Source organism: bacterium, from assembly GCA_021372775.1.
Taxonomy (GTDB): Bacteria; Acidobacteriota; Polarisedimenticolia; order J045; family J045; genus JAJFTU01.
In genome coordinates this window covers 1-17,478 of sequence record JAJFTU010000199.1, presented here as the reverse complement: position 1 = coordinate 17,478, position 17,478 = coordinate 1, and the positions used below count along the sequence as shown (strand labels likewise).

The window sequence follows — 17,478 nt, the reverse complement described above, 5'->3', positions numbered from 1 at the left end:
CGGTCGTCTGGCCGTCGCCGGAGTAGGTCGCCGCGACCGGGCCGAGGGTCGCGCGGATCGTGCCCGACTGAGGGCGCGTGCCGTCCGGGGCCGAGAGGGTCCGCGTGATCGTGACCGCGGGGAGGGCGGCCAGGGCGGGCGCGGGGAGAAGGGCGAGGAGAACGGAGAGGATGCGGCGCATCAGAGGACTCCCGACCCGATCGGAGCGATCGAGTCTTCGAGGGGGGACGTCTCGACGGTCAGCGTGAACTCCGCGCCGGCGAAGGGCTTGCCGTTGAACGGCTTGATCGGGCCGTATCCCGGCGACGACAGGACGACCTTGCGCTCCGTCGATCCATCCATCGAGAGGTACACGTCGGCGTCGGCGCGCGAGAGCGCGGAGAGGATCGCGGCCAGCGCGGCGTGGTCGGCCATCGAACCGCCGACCGCGAAGGTGAAGGCGATCTTGTAGCGGTAGCCCAACGTCTCCGTCAGCAGCGCGCGGTCGATCGTCTCGCGCTTGATCTGCTCGACTTCCGGCGTCACGTCGATCTTGAGCGCGCCGCCGCACCACGCGAACGCCGTCGAGAGGCGGATCGTTGCCGCCGTCCCGTCCTGCGGCGCGATCCGGAAATAGGCGTTGCTCCACGAGTAGCCCATCGTCAGCTCTCCGCGATCATCTGCAGGTCCGCCTGCACGCTGTAGAGGTCGATCTGCGCCTTGGTCACGCGCCATACGCGGTCGTCAACGAGGACGCGGTCGTAGAGGTGCACGGGGCCGCTCGACGGCTCGGCGTGCGTCGCGTCGCGCTGCTCTCGCACGGCACCGAACCACGAGGCGTAGGCCTGCGCCAGCGCTCCGGCGAGCCCGAGCGTGATCGGGATATGCACGTCCACGTCCAGCTCGTGCGCGCTGTCGCCGATCGCGCCGGCCTCTCCGGCCACGTCCGCGTCGCCCTCGTCCTTGCCGGTGACCTTGGCGTATGCGCGGTAGCTCTCCCACACCGGGCGCCGGCGCCGCTTGAGCGGCGACGACAGCGGGATCGGATCGCGGTCCGCGCCGACGAGAGAACGCGACGTGATCTTGAGCTCGCGGTACGGCGTGACCTCGATCACCGCGGCGTTGACGATCGCCAGCTCCTTGAGCGCGTCGAGCACGCTCATGCCGGAAAAGTCGGCGTAGGGGATCACGCCGGAGCTGCGCGTCGAGACGCTGAACCACGCGCCGCCGGCGTAGCCGTCGTACTCCGCGACGATGCCGCCGTTGTCCGTGAAGCACGTCGCGGTCGCGAAGGTCGGCGCCGACGCGGAGACTTCGTAGGTCGCGGCAAGGGCGCCGGTCTCCGCGTCCCACACGCTGACGGCCGACTTCCCGCGCCACAAATACCCGACGCAGCAATAGAACGCCCCAACGCGGCGGAAGGTGTGCATCGATAATTCGGAGACGACGCCGGCGAGCGTGAGCGCGAGCGACCCGCCGGCCGCATAGACGCTCACGCCGCCGCCGGCCGGGAGCGCGGCCACCGCCATGCGGCTGCCGCCGTCGCACGATCCGACGGGCCCGCCGTGCGACGTGTCGACCCACAGGATGGCCCCCGCCGTCGTGGCGCGCACGACGCGGAGAACGTCCTTCCGCGCGCCGTTTGTGCCCAAGTACGACCCGGCCCATGACGCCCACACCTCGCCCCATTGCGGAGCGAGGTCGAACGACAACGAGTCCAACGTCGGCGCGTTGTCGGCGCCGGGCGGGATCGTCCCGAGCGTCGCGACGAACGCCCCGTTCTTGTAGAGGTTAATCTTGATCGAGTAGTTGCCCTGCGTGTCTGCCTGCACGTTGTAGGTCGGGTGCGCGGCATCGACGTAGTCCACTACCCCGTCGCCGGACGGCGCGAGAAGCGTCGTCGGCTCCGCGGCGAGGTAGGGGCGCCAGTCCTGCTTGACGGCGTCCGCCCCGCCATCGACGAAGGCGCTCATCGCGTCGGCCGCGTAGTAGCGATGGCCGCCCTGGTAGACGTAGAGCGAGGACGACTTTTCCAGGATCGCGTCCGGCGCGCCGGACGGCAGCCCCTGCGAGTCCATGACGGTCGGGAACGGGATCGCGGCGAAGGCCGCGGGGATGCTGACCGAGACGCTCGTGATTCCCGCGAGAGCCGCGAGCGACGACGCGAGTTGCGCGGTCGTCAGGCCGCGGTAGTACGGAGTCTCGAGCGTGACCGGAGCGCCCGTGAAGGCGTTCGTGAACGCGGCGACCGTGACGACGTGCGTCGAGTCCACGACGCGCGCGACGACCTGCGTCTCGGTGGTCGTCCCATTCGCGAGCGTAAGCTTGTCGCCGGGCATCAGGCCCGTCGTCGCGGTCAGCGCGAGACGCGAGGAGGACGCCGCGACCGTGCCGGTCACGCCGGAGAACGTCCGCTTGAGGCCGTCCGCCGTCGCTCCTTCGAGCAGCTTCGTGTACGCGAACGCCTGGATCGAGCACGTCCGGTCGTAGTCGTCGAAATCGACCGACCACGGGAAGTCGAGCGTTCCGCCGAAGACGCGCGACCAGCGGCCGAGTCCGGCGAAGCGGTCGATCGTCACGTCGTAGGCGTCGCCCGGCTTCGCGCCCGCGAACATCCGCGTGAAGAATCCGTCGCGGTTCGCGAGTGTGAGCGTCACGTCCGAGTGGGTCAGCGTCAGCAGCGTCTCGTCCGTCTCTTCCGTCAGCGAGGACACCGCGGACCCGTCGATGCGGTCGGAGACGTCCCACACCGCGCCGTCCGGCGTCCTCAGCTCGACGTGGAATCGAGGGACGCTCACCTCATGTACCTCGCCGCGTTGCGCGCCTGCTCCTTGTTGATGAGCCTCGTCAGCTCGCGCACGCCGGCCGATCCGCCGACCATCGTCGTCGGCCCGTTGAAGTGGATATGCACGGCGGAATCGACGACGGTGCTGCTCGCGTTGCTCACGGTCGTCCCGCCGGCGCGCCCGAGCGCGTCCGAGAGGATCCGCATCGCGGACGGCGATTCCAGCGGGACGACGGCCTCCCGCCCGGCCTCGCCCACGAGCGCGTTCGTCGGGCCGGTGACGACGCCGCCGGTCGCCATCGCGACATTCTGGGACTGGATCGCGCGGACCTGCGCGAAGCCCTGCGCGATCGCGGCGGCGACGTAGACGAACGACCACGGCGGGCCGGGTGGCGCGTTGAGCGCCGAAGTCGCGGCCTGATAGGTGTTGATGAGCGCCTGCGCGATGGCGAACGCCTTGAACTGCGGGAACGCCGTCGCGAGAGCGCCGAGGCCGTCCGCGACCATCTGCGTTTTCGTCTTCGCCGCGTTCTTCTCGACCTGAACCTCTTGCGCCGCTGTCTGCTTCGTCAGCGCGAGACGCTTCCGCTGGTACTTCTCGTGGATCGCGGCCTGAATCTCGGGGTCCGTCTCCTTCGCGGATTCGGCCGCTTCCTCGGCGTTCAGCTCGGCGATCAGCGCTTCCTTGCGCTTTTCGAGATACCACTTGTAGGCCTCGAGGTTCACGGCGATGTAGGCGTCTCCCATCTGCTCGAAGGCCCGGACCTCGTTCTCGTAGTCCTCCTTGTCCATGTCGCGTTTCATCTTGTCGAGCAGCAGTTCGTTGTCGAGCTGCTTCTTGTAGGAGTCGAGGAACCGCTTGGCCCCGGCGTCCGCTTCCTTCGTCGCCAGCGCGATGCGCTTCGCGGCGAACTCGGCCGCGATTGCGAGCTTGCCTTGTTCGGTCCCCTTGAACTTCGCGATCGCGTCGGAGTACTCGACGTCGAGCAGTTCGCGTTCCAGCGCGGCGCGCCGCGGGCTGCCTTCGCGCTCGGCCTGAATCTCGGCCTGAATCTGCGCCTTCTTCGCCTGCAGGTCGGCCTCCCGCGCCTCCTGCTGGCGGGCGAGCCATTTCTTGATGACTTCGTCGTGCACGGCCTCGACCTTCGTCGCGGCTTCCGTGGAGGCCTTTTCGGTGTTCTCGACCATGCCGGCGAGGATCTTGCCGAGCGCCTTGTTGCCGGCCTCCGAGGTCTTGACGACCTGCGCCGGCTGGTCGGTCCAGACCGTCGTGAGGTCCGTTACGGCGTCAACGACGGTGTCCTTCATCAACGCGAAGGCGTTGGAGAACGCGCCCTTGACGCTCGTCAGGTACGCCTTCGGAGACTTGAGCAGCTCCTCGAGGTTGAAGACAGCGGCCAGCGTGTCGCCGCACGCCTTGGCGCTGTTGATGATCACGTTGAACGTCTGGCCCCAGCCGCGTCCAATGAACGCCGGAACCTTGAGGACGACGTTGATGACCGGGAACAGGAAGTCGAAGAGCTGGGCGAAGCCCTTGCCGATCTTCTCCTTCATCAACTCCCACTGGCCGGACATGCTCGCCAGTTCGCTCTTCGTGTCCTTCGCGCGCTGGTTGACGAGCCGCTGCTTCTCTTCGAGGAGCCGGTACGCGGTCGCCGCGTCCTTGACCTTGTGCCCGTGCTCATCGAGGTTCGATCCGAGCGTTCCGAGCGCGCCCTGAAAGCGGCCCTTGAACAGCGCGGTGATATTTTCGACGTTGCCCTCGAGCGTGCCGAAACCGCCGGCGGCGAGGTCCGATGCCATCTTCACCGCGGCCATCGCGGCGTCGGCGTCGCGCGTCGTGCCGAGGAAGCGGTTGAGCGCGGAGGCCGTCGTTTCCGCGGGGCGGCCGATCGCGGTGAGTCCGTCGATGAAGCTCTCGACCGCCTCCTTCGCCGCGCCCTGCCCGAGCGACGCGAGCTGAATGTTGAGCGTTTCGATCTGGCGTTCGAGGTTGGCCCACTCGACGACGCTAGACTTGATGAGGCCGGCGAGGAACCCGAGCGACGCGATTTGCCCGAGCCGGATGCCGCACTGGCCGAGCGCATCGTTGAGCTGCCCGATCGCCGGCGCTCCCTTCTCGCCCGTTTCCTTCGCCGTGTCGCGGAGCTTTTCCAGCCCCGCCTTCGCCTCCTCGAAGCCCTGCCCCTGCAGGATCGCCTCGACGACGGCGCGCACGGTCAGGTCGTTTCCTCCGGCCATCGTCGCCTCACTCGGTCGCGGCTACCCACGCCGACGTGTCGCGCTCATCCGGCGGCTCGACGCCGGCGGGCGATTCCAGCATCCGCAGCGCGCGGCCCGCGCTCACGAAGGAATCCGCCGGCCATTCCGCCAGGACCGCGTGCGGCGTCGCGCCGTAGGCGATCGCGATGCGATGCGCCGCCAACTCGAAACGGTCTACCGCCGCGGGATCGCGCGGAGCGGGGATGGCGTCCTCGGACACCGGCGCGCAGAGGGCGTCGAGGTCGATCGTCGAGAGGACCGCGTCCGCGTCCACGAGCGAGAGCGCGGCCTTGAAGACCGGCCGCAAGTCGCGGTCGGGAATGGGCCCGTCAACGCACGCGGAGAGGACAAGACGCGCGAGGTCCGGCATCCCGAGAAACAGATCCTCGAGAGCGGCGCGGCCCTCGGCGTCGAGCGGCTTCCCCGACGCGACGAACGCCGCGCGGACTTCGCGGATCGCCGGCAGGTAGAGCGCGACGCAGGACAGAACGGCGTACATCGACGGGGGGCGCACGAGGTACGCGCGCCCCTCCGTCTCGACCGTGGCCGGACGCCTCGTCAGGAGAGTCCACATATCAGGCGTCCACGACCTTCATGACGGTGTTCGCGGTCGCGGTGATGCTGGTGTCCTGATACGCTTCGAGGGTCAGCTCGTACTTCTGTTCGGCGCCCTTGCCGAACTGGATCGCGCCCACGTCCTTCACGATGCAGCGGTAGATGGTCACGGTGCGCGTGCCGCCGGTTTCGGGGCCCTTGCCGACGAACTGGACTTGGTAGTACTGCAGCGTCGGCCGCGCGACCGTGAGCGTCTTCGTCACGAGGTTCGCGGTCGGCTGCTGCGTCGCCATGCGGAGCTTTTCGAGCTCTCCCTGAATGCACGGAACCTTGAGCGTGAAGCTCTGCTCCGTGATCGCTTGCGCGACGGGCGTCTCGGCCTGCTCGACCTTCGCGTCGTAGAAGGTCGTCTTGGTCGTCAGCTCGACGGGCCCGCTCGTGAATCCAACGTCCACCAGCGTTCCCGCGCCGCCCGCGGTCACCCAAGGGCCGATCGACACCGTCGCGGCCCCGATGAGGATCTTGCTCGCATCACCGGCCATCGTTCGTTTCCTCCGCGCCGATTACGTCGGCGTGATCGCCCGCGCTCGACGGCGCGGAGTCCTCGTTGTCGTCTTCCTCGACGGCCCGCCCGTCCATGAGGAACGCGGAGCGTTGCGGCTCCGGCACCTCGGCGGACTCCACGGCCGCGCCGTCGCGGACTTGGACGACCTTCCCGTCAGCGCGCTCGTACCACGTGAGCGCGTTCGGCGGCAGGTTGAAGCGCAGTCGTTTCATCTCTCAGCTCCTCGCGAGCGTCGTTCGGTCGAAGTAGACCGCGACCTCGAAGTCGATCTGGACCCACACGAATCCGCGGCCGTTGAAGACGCCCGCGGAGATTTCCTTCGACACCGGCGTCACGTCGTCGATTCCCGCAACGCCGAGGTTCCACGGCCCGCCGGGGTCCGGCATCACGGCGCGGAGAATGTCGTCGTGGAGCGCGTAGGCCGCGACGGCCGCCGAGTCGGCGAAGGAAGCGGCGTCAACGTCCGCGACGAAGCCGTGCACCGGAACGCGGATCTTCGCCTTCACCACGCTGTCCGGCGTCTCGTAGTCGCCCGCGTCGTTCAGCTCGACGCAGACGAAGGGCACGTCGGGAGCGCCCGGCTCGCCCGGCAGGACGAAGCGCGGCACGACGCCGTTGAGGTCGGTGTTGTACCCGTTCGCCGACGCGATTTCGGCGAGGGCGTCGCCCATCGCGATGAACGCCTTGCGCGGAGAGCAAGCCATCATTCACCCACGAAGTCGGCCGGCGGCTGAACGTCGCGGCAGAGAAAGGAGAGGACTTCGCGCGTCGTCGGCGCGCGGCCCTGCGATTCGAGCATGTCCACGGCGAAGCGCAGCGCGGAGTCGAGGATGTAATCGCGGTCGTCGAGCGCGTCGCGGAACATCCGGCGCTCGCGGTAGGTGCGCGTGCGGTCGTGCGCGCGGACGTAGGCCGTGCCGAGCGCCCGCGCCTGATCGCGGCGCGCGGCCTCGGTGGATTGCATTCCGACGACTTCCCGCACGGCCGCGGCGGTCTTCCGCGACATTCTCGGCTTGAGCCGCCGGATGTAGGCGCGGACGTGCTCGCGGTAGGTGCCGCCGAACTCGTGGCGCATGACGTAGGAGAGGTTCGAGCCCCACGTCGCGGAGGCGTGAGCGTCGTCCTTCGTCGGCGGCTCGATCTTCCACGACGCCGTGACGGAGCGAATGGCGCTCCCGGTCTGCCGGTTGAGGTAGCGCGGGCCCTTGTTCAGGAAGCGGGACTTGATCGTGTACGCGATGAAGTAGCCCACGGCCCCGCGCACGGCGGCGAGCGCCGCGTTCGGCAACTGCTTCCCCGTCTCGCGGAGGCGCGCGATCGCGTCGTCGGCCGACTCGGCCCTGACCTTGAAGTCGATCACGCGAGCGTCCTCGGCCGCAGGGACGCGCGGCAGCCCCACAGCGCGGCCGATTCCATCGGCGTGAGCGCGTTGTCCCACGTGGCCGTTCCTCCGCCGCGGCCGGCCGTCTTGACGCCCAACGTCGCGCGGAGCTGGTAGAGCCGCCACGCGACCGCGGTCACGAGGAACGAGAGGTCCGCGGGGGCGGTGTCTTCGTCGTAGCCGCCGACGTAGGACACGAGAATGTTGGCCGGCGTCGCGTCGCTCCATCCGCCGGCGCGCACCAGCACGCCGCGGTCCGCGAGCAGCAGCACGTCCGGGCTCGTCGCCGGGTCGTCGGAGACGGAGAGCTGCGAGCCGTCCTCGGAGACGGTGACGGTCTGCGTCGCGTCCACGGGGAACGCGGCGAGGTAGAGGTGGGTCTTGTCGCGGCCCGCGGCCTTCGCGCCGCTGTGGCGCTCGACGCGCGCATCGAGCCCGATGGCGCGCCCGCACTCGCGCTCGACGATCGCCTGCGCCTCCGCGGCCTTCGCCAGCAGGAGCGTCTTGTCCGGGTTGGCGGTCGCGGACGGAGCCGCGGCCAGCAGCCGGTCGATCGACGCGACGAGCGCGGCGGCCATCAGCGCACCCGCCGGAATCCGGCGGCGTGGAGCGCCGGGGCGTGTTCGTGCGGCACTTCCACGAGGCCGTCGTCGCCGACGCGGTACGTCGCGCCCGGAACGCCGACGCTCGACGCGCCTTCGGGGGCCGCCATCAAGGCGTGCCCTTCTCTCGGCTCGCGCGCCTTCGCGGGCGCGCTCTCGCGCGGCTCTCCGCGCGGACTGCGTTTCTCGCTCATCGCTTATCCTCGACGACGAAGCCGGCGCGCTCGAGGAACGGGACGTGCTCGGGGAGCGCGAGCACGCGGCCGTCCTCGACGACGTAATGGCCGCCGCCGGAAATGCCGACCTCGGTGGTGCCGTCCGGGGCCGCCATGGGAATCCGCGTCTCGCTCTCGTTCACGCCGCGCCTCCGCGTCGGGAAGGGGCGGGAGCCGAAGCCCCCGCCCCGGTCGGAATCAGTAGTTGCGGACGTCCACGAGCATCCCCTGCAGGGCCGGGGCGTAGCCGACGAGCGCGCCGTTGAGGCGGATTTCCGCCTCGTAGCACGGCTTGGTCATCGCGTAGTCCAAGCCCGTTACGTCGGCGCCCATGACCATTTCCCAAGGGGCCGGGATTTCGGCGCTCGGGTAGGTGACGCGGTCCTGCAGGAACAGGATCGTGCCGCCCGGGAGCCACGTGGAGACTTCCATCGGGATGGACGAGCCGTCGATCGGAGACGGGATTTCGCGGACCGGCTTGAACATCGGGCCGTCCGCGCCCATCTGGACGTAGTAGTTGACGCGGTCGTTGCTCGGGCCGGTCCCGTAGGCGGCGTCGAGCACGCGCGCGTCGTAGCCTCCGCAGACGATGCGGGAGGGCTGGGTCTTGGTGTTGTCGAAGATCGCCTGGATGGCGTCGGCGATTTCCGGGATGTGCGAGCCGGTCGGCGAGCTGAGCTTCGCGCCGAGCGTCTTGACGTAGGCGCCGCTGCCGCTCGCGTTGAGCTGCGGGATGATGCCCGCGAAGCCGTTCGAGTTGGCGGTCGTGTCCGAGCTCGGAAGAGCCGCGCCGGTGGTGTTGATGTTGGTGATGACGACCTTCGGCGCGGTCGTGATGCACTGGAGCTTTTCCGCGCCCGTCGAGGTGCCGACGCCCCAGAGGTACGCCACGGCGTTCTTCACCGCGGTGCAGGAGAGCGTGATCTGGTTGGTGCTGCCGGACAGCGCGCCGGAGTTGGCCTCGGTGCTGGCCGGGGAGACGCCGCGCGTCGGCAGCGCCGGGACGGTCGCGCTCGCGTCGAACTTGCCGTTCGCGTCCGGGCGCGCCACCACGGTCTGGATCACGCCTTCCATCGTCACCGCGCAGACGGTGGCGTAGTAGGTGCCGGCGCCGAGGGAGCCGCCGGAGGCCGCGCCGGTGACGGAGAGGCCGGTCGGAGCGCCGACCGCGGAGACGGTCGAGCCGAGGATCATGGCCTCTTCTTCGCGCAGGGCTTCGAGCATCGCGAGCGTCTGGACGCGCGCCCGAACGTCCTCGAAGTTCTTCGAGGCGAGGACCGCTTCCCAGCTCATGTCGTAGAAGCGCCCATAGGAGGCGAAGGAGACGGTCTTGCTGTCGGTCGTCAGGCTGATGCCGTTGGAGCGCGTGCCGTCCGCGGCGAAGAACGCGCCGCTCGGGCTGACGGAGACGATGCGGCGGTAGTCGTACTGCTTGCCGCCGACCGTGCGGCGGGGAATGGTCTTGCGCCATTCGCTGCTCAGGTTCTGCAGCAGGATGGCGGTGTCCTTGAGGTTGTAGCCGGTGAGGTAGCTGGAACCGTCCGCGGTCGCCTTGGCGAGGCTCGCCTTGGCGATGTTCCGCGACGTGAGCTCGGTGGCTTTCGCCAGCGTCTCGCGCGTGATTTCGTTGAGGTCCATTGTCCGCTCTCAGGCGGACGCCAGTAGCCGCGCGCCAGTGGGTGAATCGGGGCGGCTGCGCTCGGCTGGCGTTCCGAGCGCGGGGAGCGACCCCCGCCGCCCCATCTCGTCAGCCGCGCCGGCAGGTCGCGGCGGCGGCCTCGATGGTCAGCTTCGTCAGCGTTTCCGCGCTCGCCCCCGCCTTGCGGAGCGTGTCGAGCGCGTCGTTCACGTCGGAGACCGTGGCGAAGGCGTCGCCGCGCGCGATCAGGCTTTCGACGCCGAGCGTCTTCGCGACGTTCTCGGCGGGTCGGCCGATCGGGGCGGCGGTCTTGGCGAGGCTTTCGACGCGGGCCGCGAGCGCCTCGTACTTCTCGGCGAGCGCGGCGTGGTCGGCGACGCTCTTTTGCAGCGCGGCCTTCAGTTCCGCGGCTTCCGCGCGAGCGGCCGTCGCGAGCTTCCGCAGCTCGCCTTCGCCGTCCGCGTCCGCCGCCTTCTGCGTCGGGCCGGTGCACTTGTCGGCGTCGTCGGAATCTTCCTTCGGCTTGCCGTCAACGGGCTGCGGCTTGCCGGGGATCTTCGGGTTGTCGGTGGCCGCGGGAACGTCGGCGGCGGGCTTGGCGTCGTCCGGCTTCGGGTCCGCGGGCTTCATCCCGGCCGCATCCTCGAGTCCCGCGTCCTTCGCCTCGGCCTCGGCCGGAGCGTCGCCTTCGGCGGCTTCCGCGTCGTCCGCGGGCTTGGCCTCTTCTTCGGCGCTCGCGGCGATTTCCGCCTGCAGGGCCTTGATCGCCGCGGCGTCGAACTTGTCGATGGCGGCCTGCAGCCCGCTCGGGTCGGAGAGGTTCTCGACCAGCGCGGCCATGCCTTCGCGGATGCCCTGCAGCGTCGCGCTCGCGTCGCCGGCGCTCGAAAGGTCTTTTGCGAGCCGCCCGCGCGCGTACACCTTGACCAACGATTCCCAATCCATGCGTGCCTCCATCGCGCGGAAGGCGCGAGTCTCCGTAGCGCCGTCGGCCTTCACCACGGTGAAATGGGCCGATCCGATGCACGGGTTATCGACGATGCTCATTTCCTTCGGCGCGGCGGTGTAGCGCACCGCCTTCGCCTGCGGGTCGTACCAGCGTTTCGCGTAGTCGCCGCCGATCGAGAAGCCGGTGTAGCCGCCGGCCGCGACCATGTTCCAAGTCGCGTCGTCCACGACGTGCGCGCAGACGCTGACGGACTTCGCGGCGTCGTCGAACTCGATCGACCGCAGCGGTCCGGCGACGGTCATTCCGTGCATGACGCGCACGTTGCCGTAGCTCGTCTCCTGCCCCGCGGCTTCCGTAGCCTTGCGCGCCTCTTCGCTCCATTGGGCGATGAGCGGCTTGCTCGACTCGTAGTCGAGAATCTCTCCGCTCTTGTCCACTTCCTCGGCCGCGGCGACGCCGTATACGAGACGTTGGTCCTCGTCGATCTTCGTCAGCGCGAACCGGACCAGCGGCTTCACGGAGCGCCTCACTTCCCGCACGCGAGCACGGCGAACGTGACGCTCGGGGTCGTGCCCGTCAGCGTCCACCGCACGCGCACCGCGTTGCATGGGGTCTGCTTGTACCGCGCAACCCACGACTGCAGGGCCGGAGCCGCGGAGACGTTGACCACGAACGGCGTCGCGGCCGTCCACGCGCAGGTGAGCGCGGAGGCGTCGGCGGTCACGTCGGGGGCCATCGGGGCCCACGTCGTGCCGCCGTCCACGCTGCCTTCGAGCCAGAGCTTGAAGGCGGTGATCGTGCCGCTCGTCGCGGTCACGGTGAGAATCGCGTCGAGCATCGACACGGTGTTCAGCGGGATCGTCGCCCCGCTGGCGCTGCCGGTCTGCGTCGCCGACGCGAGGAGGGTCATCGGGGAAGCCATAGGTCACGCCTCCGTGACGGGCACCGCGGCCCGCACGCAGCGGGGATGCCCGAGGGGGTAACGCGCGAAGTCGGATACGTCCCACGTCTGCCCGTTCGCCTGCGCGTCGGGCTGGACGCCGTCGCCGTCGTCGGGCTCGGGCGCGCCGTCGTCGTGTCCGTCCGGCAGGCAGCCGTCTCCGTCGAGCACCTCGACGCGCTCGACGCCGAGCTCCCGATATCCGTCCGCCGCGCCGGCGTTGTACGCGAAGCCAGTCTCGGTGCGCGCGATCGTCTCGGCGCGCTCCGGGTCGGCCAGCAGCTCGTCCACGCGCGACGCGATTTCCTGCGGGCTCGCGCCTTCCTCGAGCGACCGCTCGACGAGCGAGCGGAGGTCATCGCGCAACGTCTCGGTGATCGCCCACCGCGGGTTCGGATTCGCGGCCGTCTCGTAGCCGGACTCCGCGTCGCCGCCGACGATGCGGCGTCCGACGAGCTCGGCCGCGCGCTTCGCGGCGTAGGCCCGCGCGCGAGCCGGGTCGGCGTCGAGCGTGGCCTTCAACGCGATCGCCGCGTCCGCTCGACCGCCCGTCTGCATCTCGACCAGGGCTTCCCGGATCATCTCCGCGTCGCGCTCCGGCACGTCCACCGGCGGGCGCGGAACGTCGCCGGACGCCTTGCGCGCGCTCGCCCGCATCGCCGCCCAATTGCGGACGGCCGGGGCGACCGACTCAAGCCAGTCCTCGACGGCCGAGCGGATCGTCGCCTCGGAGCGCGACCACGCGCGGGAGCCGTGACCGTGGCCGACCATGGCCGCCTTGAACAGGTGCTCGACTTGCCGGTCGTCGCGCGCGCATTTGAGGAGCGCGGCCAGCGGGGCGCGGCGCGACTCGGGCAGAACGTCGCTCGCGAAGTCGCGCACGGGGCGCGCCGCCTTGACGCACTTCCGCGCGACCTTGCGCCAGCGCATCAGCTCGGCCTTCGCCTCGGCGTCGTCGTCCTGCGGAGGCGCGGCGGGCTGCGGAGTCGCGGGAGCCGCGGCCGGCTGCGGCTGGTCGAAGTAGACCGGGCCCGAGCCCGTGATGACGAACGGCCGCGCGCCGATCGCGTCGGGGTACGGCGGCAGGCCGCGCTCGGATCGGATTTCGTTGAGCGTGCGGAGGCCGCTTCGCGCGTCGCCTTCGTCGCGGGCCTGCGCCGTCTCGGGGGCGATCGCCTCCGCGTCGTCCACCGCGATTTCGACGTCCGCGATGCCGAGCTCGTCGGCGAGGTAGCGCGTCAGGATTTCCGCGACGAACTTGGCGACCGGCTTCGTGCCGGAGTCGGTCGAGCCCTTCTCGGCCTGCTCGCTCGTGGCGCGATTCATCATCTTGGCGAGCGGCAAATTCGAGACGCCGATCGCCCAGCAGATCAGCCGCCCCCACCACTCGGCGTTGTCGTAGCTCCATTGCCGCTGCTGGAACTGCATCAGCTTGCCGTCGGGCAGGAGCGCGACGCGGCCAGAGCGCGCGTGATCGACGCCCGCGAACTTCTCGTCGAAGTAGTCCTGCATCTTCTGCAGGGCCTCTTCGCCGACGTCGGCGGGCATCCCGTAGATCGCCTCGGGGATGTTGCCTTCGGTGAACCAGCTCAGGTCAAAGTTGTTGCTTCGCGCGGCCAGATTGGCCGTCAACAGGATCGCCTCGACGCGCGAGCGCCCGTAGGGCGAATCGACGCGCGGGCTCATCGGGACGTACCAGAGCGGAGCGTCGCCGCCGGGCAACGTGAAGTCCGTCTCGGGACGGCCGTAGACGATCTGCTGGTAGGCCGTCGCCGGCGGCAACGGGTACTCGCCGTAGACGTCCACGCGCGGGCAGATTGTCGCTCCGTCGATCTGCGTCAGGCCGAGCGGCGTCCCGTCGAGCGCGCGGCGCGGAACGAGGGACAGGGCGTCGGTGACGACGACTTCCTCGACCGCGCGCACGAGCCACGCGCGCAGCGGAACGCGGTTCGCCGCGTCCGGCATCGCAAGGAACGCCTTGGCGCGGGCGAGGTCCGCTGGGTCCGGGTCTCCGCGAAGGTCCGACTTGCCGCGCGCGACCCAATCGAGGCCGACGATCTGGCCGATGAGGTCGTTGATCGCGCAACGCACGAGGTCCCACGAGGCGACCGCGCGCAGCGTGGCGACCGGCGTCAGGCCGGGGACGTTGCCGCGCGGGACCGTGCCGAGATTCCAGCCGAGCGGCGGCACCCACGCGCGCGGAGAGCGGCCGAGCGGCTCGGTCGGCTGGATCGGCGGCGCGGGGGCCATGGGCCGGCCGTCGCCGGCGACCGCGGCGTCGTTGACCGCGACGCGCGCGGGGTCGGTCTGCGATCCCGAGACGTTCCACCGGCCGGACAGCAGGGCCTCCGCTTGATCCGCGAGGTCCGCGCGTTCGGCCACCTGCCGCGCCGCCTTGACGATGCGCCTAAGCACCCGCGGCCTCCTTCACGCCGGCCTCGGCGCCGGCCGCACGCTTCGAGAGGAATCGGCCCCAGCCGCCGCCCGCGCGCCGGATGAGCGGCTGCAGGGCGTAGCGGAGGGCGTCCATCGTGTGGTTGTGCGCGTCCTCGACGATCGGCAGGACGTCGCCGGTCAGGCGGTCCACGCGGTACGAATACAGGCGCGCCTCTTCCGCCACGTGGCGGCAGCGCGGATGCACGACGATGCGCGCGAACGAGCGCAGGAACGCGATCCCGTCCTCGACGGAGCCTTGCCATTTCTCGACGCCGACGATGCGCGGGTAGCCGTTGCGCTTCATGTAGCTGATGGTTTCCGGCCGCGCGGAATCGGCGCGCATCGCGTGGTCGCGGGCGCCGGGAACGCCGTCGAAGAGGGCCGGCGTCGCGTCGATGTCAACGCCGACGCCGTAGGCTTCCGCGTCCACGTAGAGCGTGCGCGTCTCTTCGTCCACGTAGGCGCGAACGAGCGTGGTCGGATCCTTCGCGAAGCCCCAATCCGCGCCGTAGTACGGGCCGGACCATTCGGGGCGCGGGTCGAACGACTCGACGACGACCTTCCCCTTGAGCACCTGCGCATCGCTCTGCGAGCGGCATTCCCCGCCCCAAACGTGCGCGGCGGCGTCGGGATCGACGGAATAGTCGTACTCCTTCTCCCGGCGTAGCTCGGCCGGGAACCAAGGATTGTCTTGCCAGCCGATCTTGACGACGACGGCGTCCGGCGGCGGATTCACGACGAAACGTCTATACGTCGGATCGCTCTCTTCGCGCGGGTTGAACGACACCCAAATCTCGGAGCCCTTCTTGCGGATCGTCGGGATCAGGATGCGCCAGCTCTCTTCGCTGACCGTCTCGGCCTCTTCGACCCAGACGACGTCAACGCCTTCCATCGACTTGATCTTCGTGACGTTCGATCGGAGGCCCGAGAAGATGAACTCGCTCCCGTTGCGCCCGCGGATCGTCTGCTGCTGGATCGCGTACCAGCCGCCGAGCCCGAGCGCTGCGATCTGGTCGGAGAGCAGCTTGTGGACGCTGTCGGCAATGGACACCTGCAGCTCGCGGGTGCACAGGACGCGGATCGGTTCCTGGACTCCGCGGATCAGCAACTGCCGGGCGAACGCCCAGCTCTTGCCGCCGCCGCGCCCGCCGTAGGCCACTTTGTAGCGCGCGGGCTTCCGCAGGAAGGCGAGCTTCCGCGGCATCGCGGCGATCACGTCGGGCGCGACGGCCGCGGTCATTCGGCGTCCCCGACGTACTCGACCACGATCCGCGGCGGGACCAGCGGGGAGCCGTCAGGATTCGAGTGCGCGATGTCTCGCCGGTCCTTCCAGTGCTCCGGGTCGCGATTCTTCTGGACCCAGCAGCAAGCGCCGAGGTCGCCCGAGCGCGCTTGCGCGAACACGGACGCTTCGATGAAGTCGAGCGCGAGCTGGCGCGCTTCCTCGACGTCGCGCTTGAACTGCGGGTCGCGCTTCATCTCGGCGTAGACTGTGTCGCGGGCGATCCCCGCCCGGTACGCGGCGACGCCGACGTTCTGGTGGAAGCGGAGTTCTTCGAGCAGCGTCTCGCGGACTTGCGGATCCTCGAAGGATCGCGGCCGGCCGGGGCTCGGTCTTTTCTCGGCCCGCGGCGTCGGAATATTCCGAGGCTTCTTCGCGGCGGCGCCCTTCTTTGCCTTGCTCGCGCCGCCTCTCATCTCGCCTCCCTCGGTTCGTAGCTTTCGGGTCCGGATCCGGCGCATCGGCACTCGCGGCCGCCTCCGCATCGGCATTCGCGCCGCGCGGCGTCGATTCGTTCGAGGTCCGCGCCCGTTCCCACGTAGACGACGCGATCGGGAATCCGCACTCGGGGGATTCCGCTCTCCTCGACAACTACCGAGGTGTCGCGTGAATCACGGGGAGTCCGGCCCATGCCTCGCCCTCACTCTCAGCGTGACATACGCAAAGCGCGGCCCCTCGATGGAGGCCGCGCGGAGGTATCACATCCGATACCTAATGGATCACATCTGATCCCTCAGTCTCGACTTGACCCGCACCTCGACGCCTACGCGGTCCAGCGCGCGAAGGAACGACGCCGCAAGGCCGCACGCGCCGCCGCCCGCCTCCCAACGCTTCCACGTGGCGACGCCGACGCCCGCCGCTTCCGCCGCCTGTTCCTGCGTCAGCGACAGCGCCGCGCGCCGTCTCCGCAGCATCTCCGCTAGGTCTCTCGCCGTCATCCCGTCACACATCGCGCCTCCCGCGTGGTAGACTCTGTCGCGGAGGTCAGTCCCCCTGCCTCTGCGCCCCGGTGCCGAGAGCCCGGGGCGCTGCCTTGTCTAGGCTCGCTCGCTCGGCTCCTTCGCCTCCGCTACGAGCGCGAAGGCGGCGCGCTCCCGAATCGGCTCGATCCGCAGGACCGTGGCGCCCTCGCACTCCTCGTGGGTCAGCTCGACGCGCCCGCCGAGTCTGACGACCAGCGCGGCCGCGATGTGCGCGTAATGCAGGGCAGTGTCCCATCCCAAGCCATACTCGTCGCTCATTTCGCCTCCGCGTCGGCGGGCTTGGCGGATGTGGAGACAATCGACAGCCTCACGCCGCCGTCCACCGGAGTGAACCTGAGCGCCATGCCGCGAGTCGCGTCGAGACTCTCACCGCTCAGAACGACCTCTCCGCCAAGCCGGCCGAGCATCACGATTCCCGCCCTGCTCTGGCGGCCGATCACCTCCTTCGCCTCGTAGAACTTGCGCTGCCAATACTCGACGTACTCCAAGAGCTCCCTATTCCGCGAAATCTGCTCCGGCCGCTTCATTCGCCTCGCAAAGCTCATCTGCCCTCCAATGCATCGACCACATCCCTCTCGTCCCACGCGACGCAGACCACCGCGCCGCATTCCTCGAGTCTCGCCAGCATCGCCACCTGCTCCGCGCTAGGGCTCCCCGCAGGCCGCACCTGCCGCCAGCCCTCGCCGTGCCGCTCCACCTGCTCCGGGCGCTTGACCTCGACGGCCAGCATCCGCCCGGTCGGCGGGATCACGCCGATCACGTCCGGCCAGCCCACGGCCGCGCCGCCGCACCGGTGGAGACTCGCCACGCAGTCGCCGGCGCCCGTCGCGCGCAGCACCGCCGCGGCTCTCCCGCGCAGACGCGCCGCGCCTCCGTCGGTCGCCCACGCCGGAATCCCGCGGCGC

22 protein-coding genes are annotated in these 17,478 nt (G+C 69.8%); all 22 read right to left on the bottom strand.

The genetic code is table 11. The annotated features are described in order from the left end of the window. Positions 1–181, bottom strand: a 181-nt coding sequence (locus LLG88_07050; protein MCE5246663.1) for a hypothetical protein, incomplete at its 3' end; no start/stop codon positions are given. After that, positions 181–639, bottom strand: coding sequence for a hypothetical protein (locus LLG88_07045; protein ID MCE5246662.1), 459 nt, complete (start codon positions 637–639; stop codon positions 181–183). The genes LLG88_07050 and LLG88_07045, both read right to left, overlap by 1 nt. A 2-nt stretch (positions 640–641) precedes the next feature. After that, positions 642–2,777 carry a hypothetical protein gene (locus tag LLG88_07040; GenBank protein MCE5246661.1) on the bottom strand — a complete coding sequence of 712 codons (2,136 nt, stop codon included), beginning with the start codon at positions 2,775–2,777 and terminating at the stop codon, positions 642–644. Beyond that, complete coding sequence (locus LLG88_07035) at positions 2,774–5,005, bottom strand: hypothetical protein (protein ID MCE5246660.1); 2,232 nt, start codon at positions 5,003–5,005, stop codon at positions 2,774–2,776. Before LLG88_07035 ends, LLG88_07040 begins: the two co-directional genes overlap by 4 nt. A gap of 7 nt (positions 5,006–5,012) precedes the next feature. Beyond that, positions 5,013–5,600, bottom strand: coding sequence for a hypothetical protein (locus tag LLG88_07030; GenBank protein ID MCE5246659.1), 588 nt, complete (start codon positions 5,598–5,600; stop codon positions 5,013–5,015). A 1-nt stretch (position 5,601) separates the two neighbouring features. Then, positions 5,602–6,123, bottom strand: coding sequence for a hypothetical protein (locus LLG88_07025; protein ID MCE5246658.1), 522 nt, complete (start codon positions 6,121–6,123; stop codon positions 5,602–5,604). Beyond that, positions 6,113–6,358: a hypothetical protein gene (locus LLG88_07020; GenBank protein MCE5246657.1), complete on the bottom strand. Its 246-nt coding sequence runs from the start codon at positions 6,356–6,358 to the stop codon at positions 6,113–6,115. The genes LLG88_07025 and LLG88_07020 overlap by 11 nt, the downstream gene beginning before the upstream one ends. A 3-nt stretch (positions 6,359–6,361) precedes the next feature. Continuing rightward, on the bottom strand, positions 6,362–6,853 hold the full coding sequence (locus LLG88_07015; GenBank protein MCE5246656.1) for a hypothetical protein: 492 nt from the start codon (positions 6,851–6,853) through the stop codon (positions 6,362–6,364). Continuing rightward, positions 6,850–7,506 carry a hypothetical protein gene (locus LLG88_07010; protein MCE5246655.1) on the bottom strand — a complete coding sequence of 219 codons (657 nt, stop codon included), beginning with the start codon at positions 7,504–7,506 and terminating at the stop codon, positions 6,850–6,852. Before LLG88_07010 ends, LLG88_07015 begins: the two co-directional genes overlap by 4 nt. Then, positions 7,503–8,105 (bottom strand): hypothetical protein, encoded by a 603-nt coding sequence (locus tag LLG88_07005; GenBank protein MCE5246654.1) that lies wholly within the window; start codon positions 8,103–8,105, stop codon positions 7,503–7,505. The genes LLG88_07010 and LLG88_07005 overlap by 4 nt, the downstream gene beginning before the upstream one ends. Beyond that, positions 8,105–8,323, bottom strand: coding sequence for a hypothetical protein (locus tag LLG88_07000; protein MCE5246653.1), 219 nt, complete (start codon positions 8,321–8,323; stop codon positions 8,105–8,107). Before LLG88_07000 ends, LLG88_07005 begins: the two co-directional genes overlap by 1 nt. Beyond that, a complete protein-coding gene (locus tag LLG88_06995) occupies positions 8,320–8,487 on the bottom strand; it encodes a hypothetical protein (protein ID MCE5246652.1) in 168 nt (55 codons plus the stop codon). Before LLG88_06995 ends, LLG88_07000 begins: the two co-directional genes overlap by 4 nt. Before the next feature lie 55 nt (positions 8,488–8,542). After that, complete coding sequence (locus tag LLG88_06990; protein MCE5246651.1) at positions 8,543–9,982, bottom strand: hypothetical protein; 1,440 nt, start codon at positions 9,980–9,982, stop codon at positions 8,543–8,545. Positions 9,983–10,091: 109 nt separating this feature from the next. After that, entirely contained in the window at positions 10,092–11,450 is a 1,359-nt protein-coding gene (locus LLG88_06985; protein ID MCE5246650.1) for a hypothetical protein, read from the bottom strand. 8 nt (positions 11,451–11,458) lie between these two features. Next, entirely contained in the window at positions 11,459–11,854 is a 396-nt protein-coding gene (locus tag LLG88_06980; protein ID MCE5246649.1) for a hypothetical protein, read from the bottom strand. 3 nt (positions 11,855–11,857) lie between these two features. Beyond that, positions 11,858–14,287: a phage portal protein gene (locus LLG88_06975; protein MCE5246648.1), complete on the bottom strand. Its 2,430-nt coding sequence runs from the start codon at positions 14,285–14,287 to the stop codon at positions 11,858–11,860. Beyond that, a complete protein-coding gene (locus LLG88_06970) occupies positions 14,280–15,548 on the bottom strand; it encodes a PBSX family phage terminase large subunit (GenBank protein ID MCE5246647.1) in 1,269 nt (422 codons plus the stop codon). The genes LLG88_06975 and LLG88_06970 overlap by 8 nt, the downstream gene beginning before the upstream one ends. Next, positions 15,545–16,006, bottom strand: a complete 462-nt coding sequence (locus LLG88_06965; GenBank protein MCE5246646.1) for a hypothetical protein — start codon at positions 16,004–16,006, stop codon at positions 15,545–15,547. The genes LLG88_06970 and LLG88_06965 overlap by 4 nt, the downstream gene beginning before the upstream one ends. Positions 16,007–16,309: 303 nt before the next feature. Beyond that, positions 16,310–16,504: a helix-turn-helix domain-containing protein gene (locus tag LLG88_06960; GenBank protein ID MCE5246645.1), complete on the bottom strand. Its 195-nt coding sequence runs from the start codon at positions 16,502–16,504 to the stop codon at positions 16,310–16,312. Between the two features lie 123 nt (positions 16,505–16,627). Then, positions 16,628–16,831, bottom strand: coding sequence for a hypothetical protein (locus LLG88_06955; GenBank protein ID MCE5246644.1), 204 nt, complete (start codon positions 16,829–16,831; stop codon positions 16,628–16,630). Then, positions 16,828–17,100 carry a hypothetical protein gene (locus tag LLG88_06950; GenBank protein ID MCE5246643.1) on the bottom strand — a complete coding sequence of 91 codons (273 nt, stop codon included), beginning with the start codon at positions 17,098–17,100 and terminating at the stop codon, positions 16,828–16,830. The genes LLG88_06955 and LLG88_06950 overlap by 4 nt, the downstream gene beginning before the upstream one ends. Before the next feature lie 14 nt (positions 17,101–17,114). Continuing rightward, the coding region (locus tag LLG88_06945) for a VRR-NUC domain-containing protein (protein ID MCE5246642.1) at positions 17,115–17,478 on the bottom strand (364 nt) is incomplete at its 5' end.

Excerpts from the sequence above, each read along its gene's own strand:
- LLG88_07045 (MCE5246662.1), bottom strand. The coding sequence starts at position 639 with ATGGGCTACTCGTGGAGCAACGCCTATTTCCGGATCGCGCCGCAGGAC.
- LLG88_07035 (MCE5246660.1), bottom strand. The coding sequence starts at position 5,005 with ATGGCCGGAGGAAACGACCTGACCGTGCGCGCCGTCGTCGAGGCGATC.
- LLG88_07030 (MCE5246659.1), bottom strand. The coding sequence starts at position 5,600 with ATGTGGACTCTCCTGACGAGGCGTCCGGCCACGGTCGAGACGGAGGGG.
- LLG88_07025 (MCE5246658.1), bottom strand. The coding sequence starts at position 6,123 with ATGGCCGGTGATGCGAGCAAGATCCTCATCGGGGCCGCGACGGTGTCG.
- LLG88_07020 (MCE5246657.1), bottom strand. The coding sequence starts at position 6,358 with ATGAAACGACTGCGCTTCAACCTGCCGCCGAACGCGCTCACGTGGTAC.
- LLG88_07015 (MCE5246656.1), bottom strand. The coding sequence starts at position 6,853 with ATGATGGCTTGCTCTCCGCGCAAGGCGTTCATCGCGATGGGCGACGCC.
- LLG88_07005 (MCE5246654.1), bottom strand. The coding sequence starts at position 8,105 with ATGGCCGCCGCGCTCGTCGCGTCGATCGACCGGCTGCTGGCCGCGGCT.
- LLG88_07000 (MCE5246653.1), bottom strand. The coding sequence starts at position 8,323 with ATGAGCGAGAAACGCAGTCCGCGCGGAGAGCCGCGCGAGAGCGCGCCC.
- LLG88_06990 (MCE5246651.1), bottom strand. The coding sequence starts at position 9,982 with ATGGACCTCAACGAAATCACGCGCGAGACGCTGGCGAAAGCCACCGAG.
- LLG88_06980 (MCE5246649.1), bottom strand. The coding sequence starts at position 11,854 with ATGGCTTCCCCGATGACCCTCCTCGCGTCGGCGACGCAGACCGGCAGC.
- LLG88_06970 (MCE5246647.1), bottom strand. The coding sequence starts at position 15,548 with ATGACCGCGGCCGTCGCGCCCGACGTGATCGCCGCGATGCCGCGGAAG.
- LLG88_06965 (MCE5246646.1), bottom strand. The coding sequence starts at position 16,006 with ATGAGAGGCGGCGCGAGCAAGGCAAAGAAGGGCGCCGCCGCGAAGAAG.
- LLG88_06960 (MCE5246645.1), bottom strand. The coding sequence starts at position 16,504 with ATGCTGCGGAGACGGCGCGCGGCGCTGTCGCTGACGCAGGAACAGGCG.
- LLG88_06955 (MCE5246644.1), bottom strand. The coding sequence starts at position 16,831 with ATGAGCGACGAGTATGGCTTGGGATGGGACACTGCCCTGCATTACGCG.
- LLG88_06950 (MCE5246643.1), bottom strand. The coding sequence starts at position 17,100 with ATGAAGCGGCCGGAGCAGATTTCGCGGAATAGGGAGCTCTTGGAGTAC.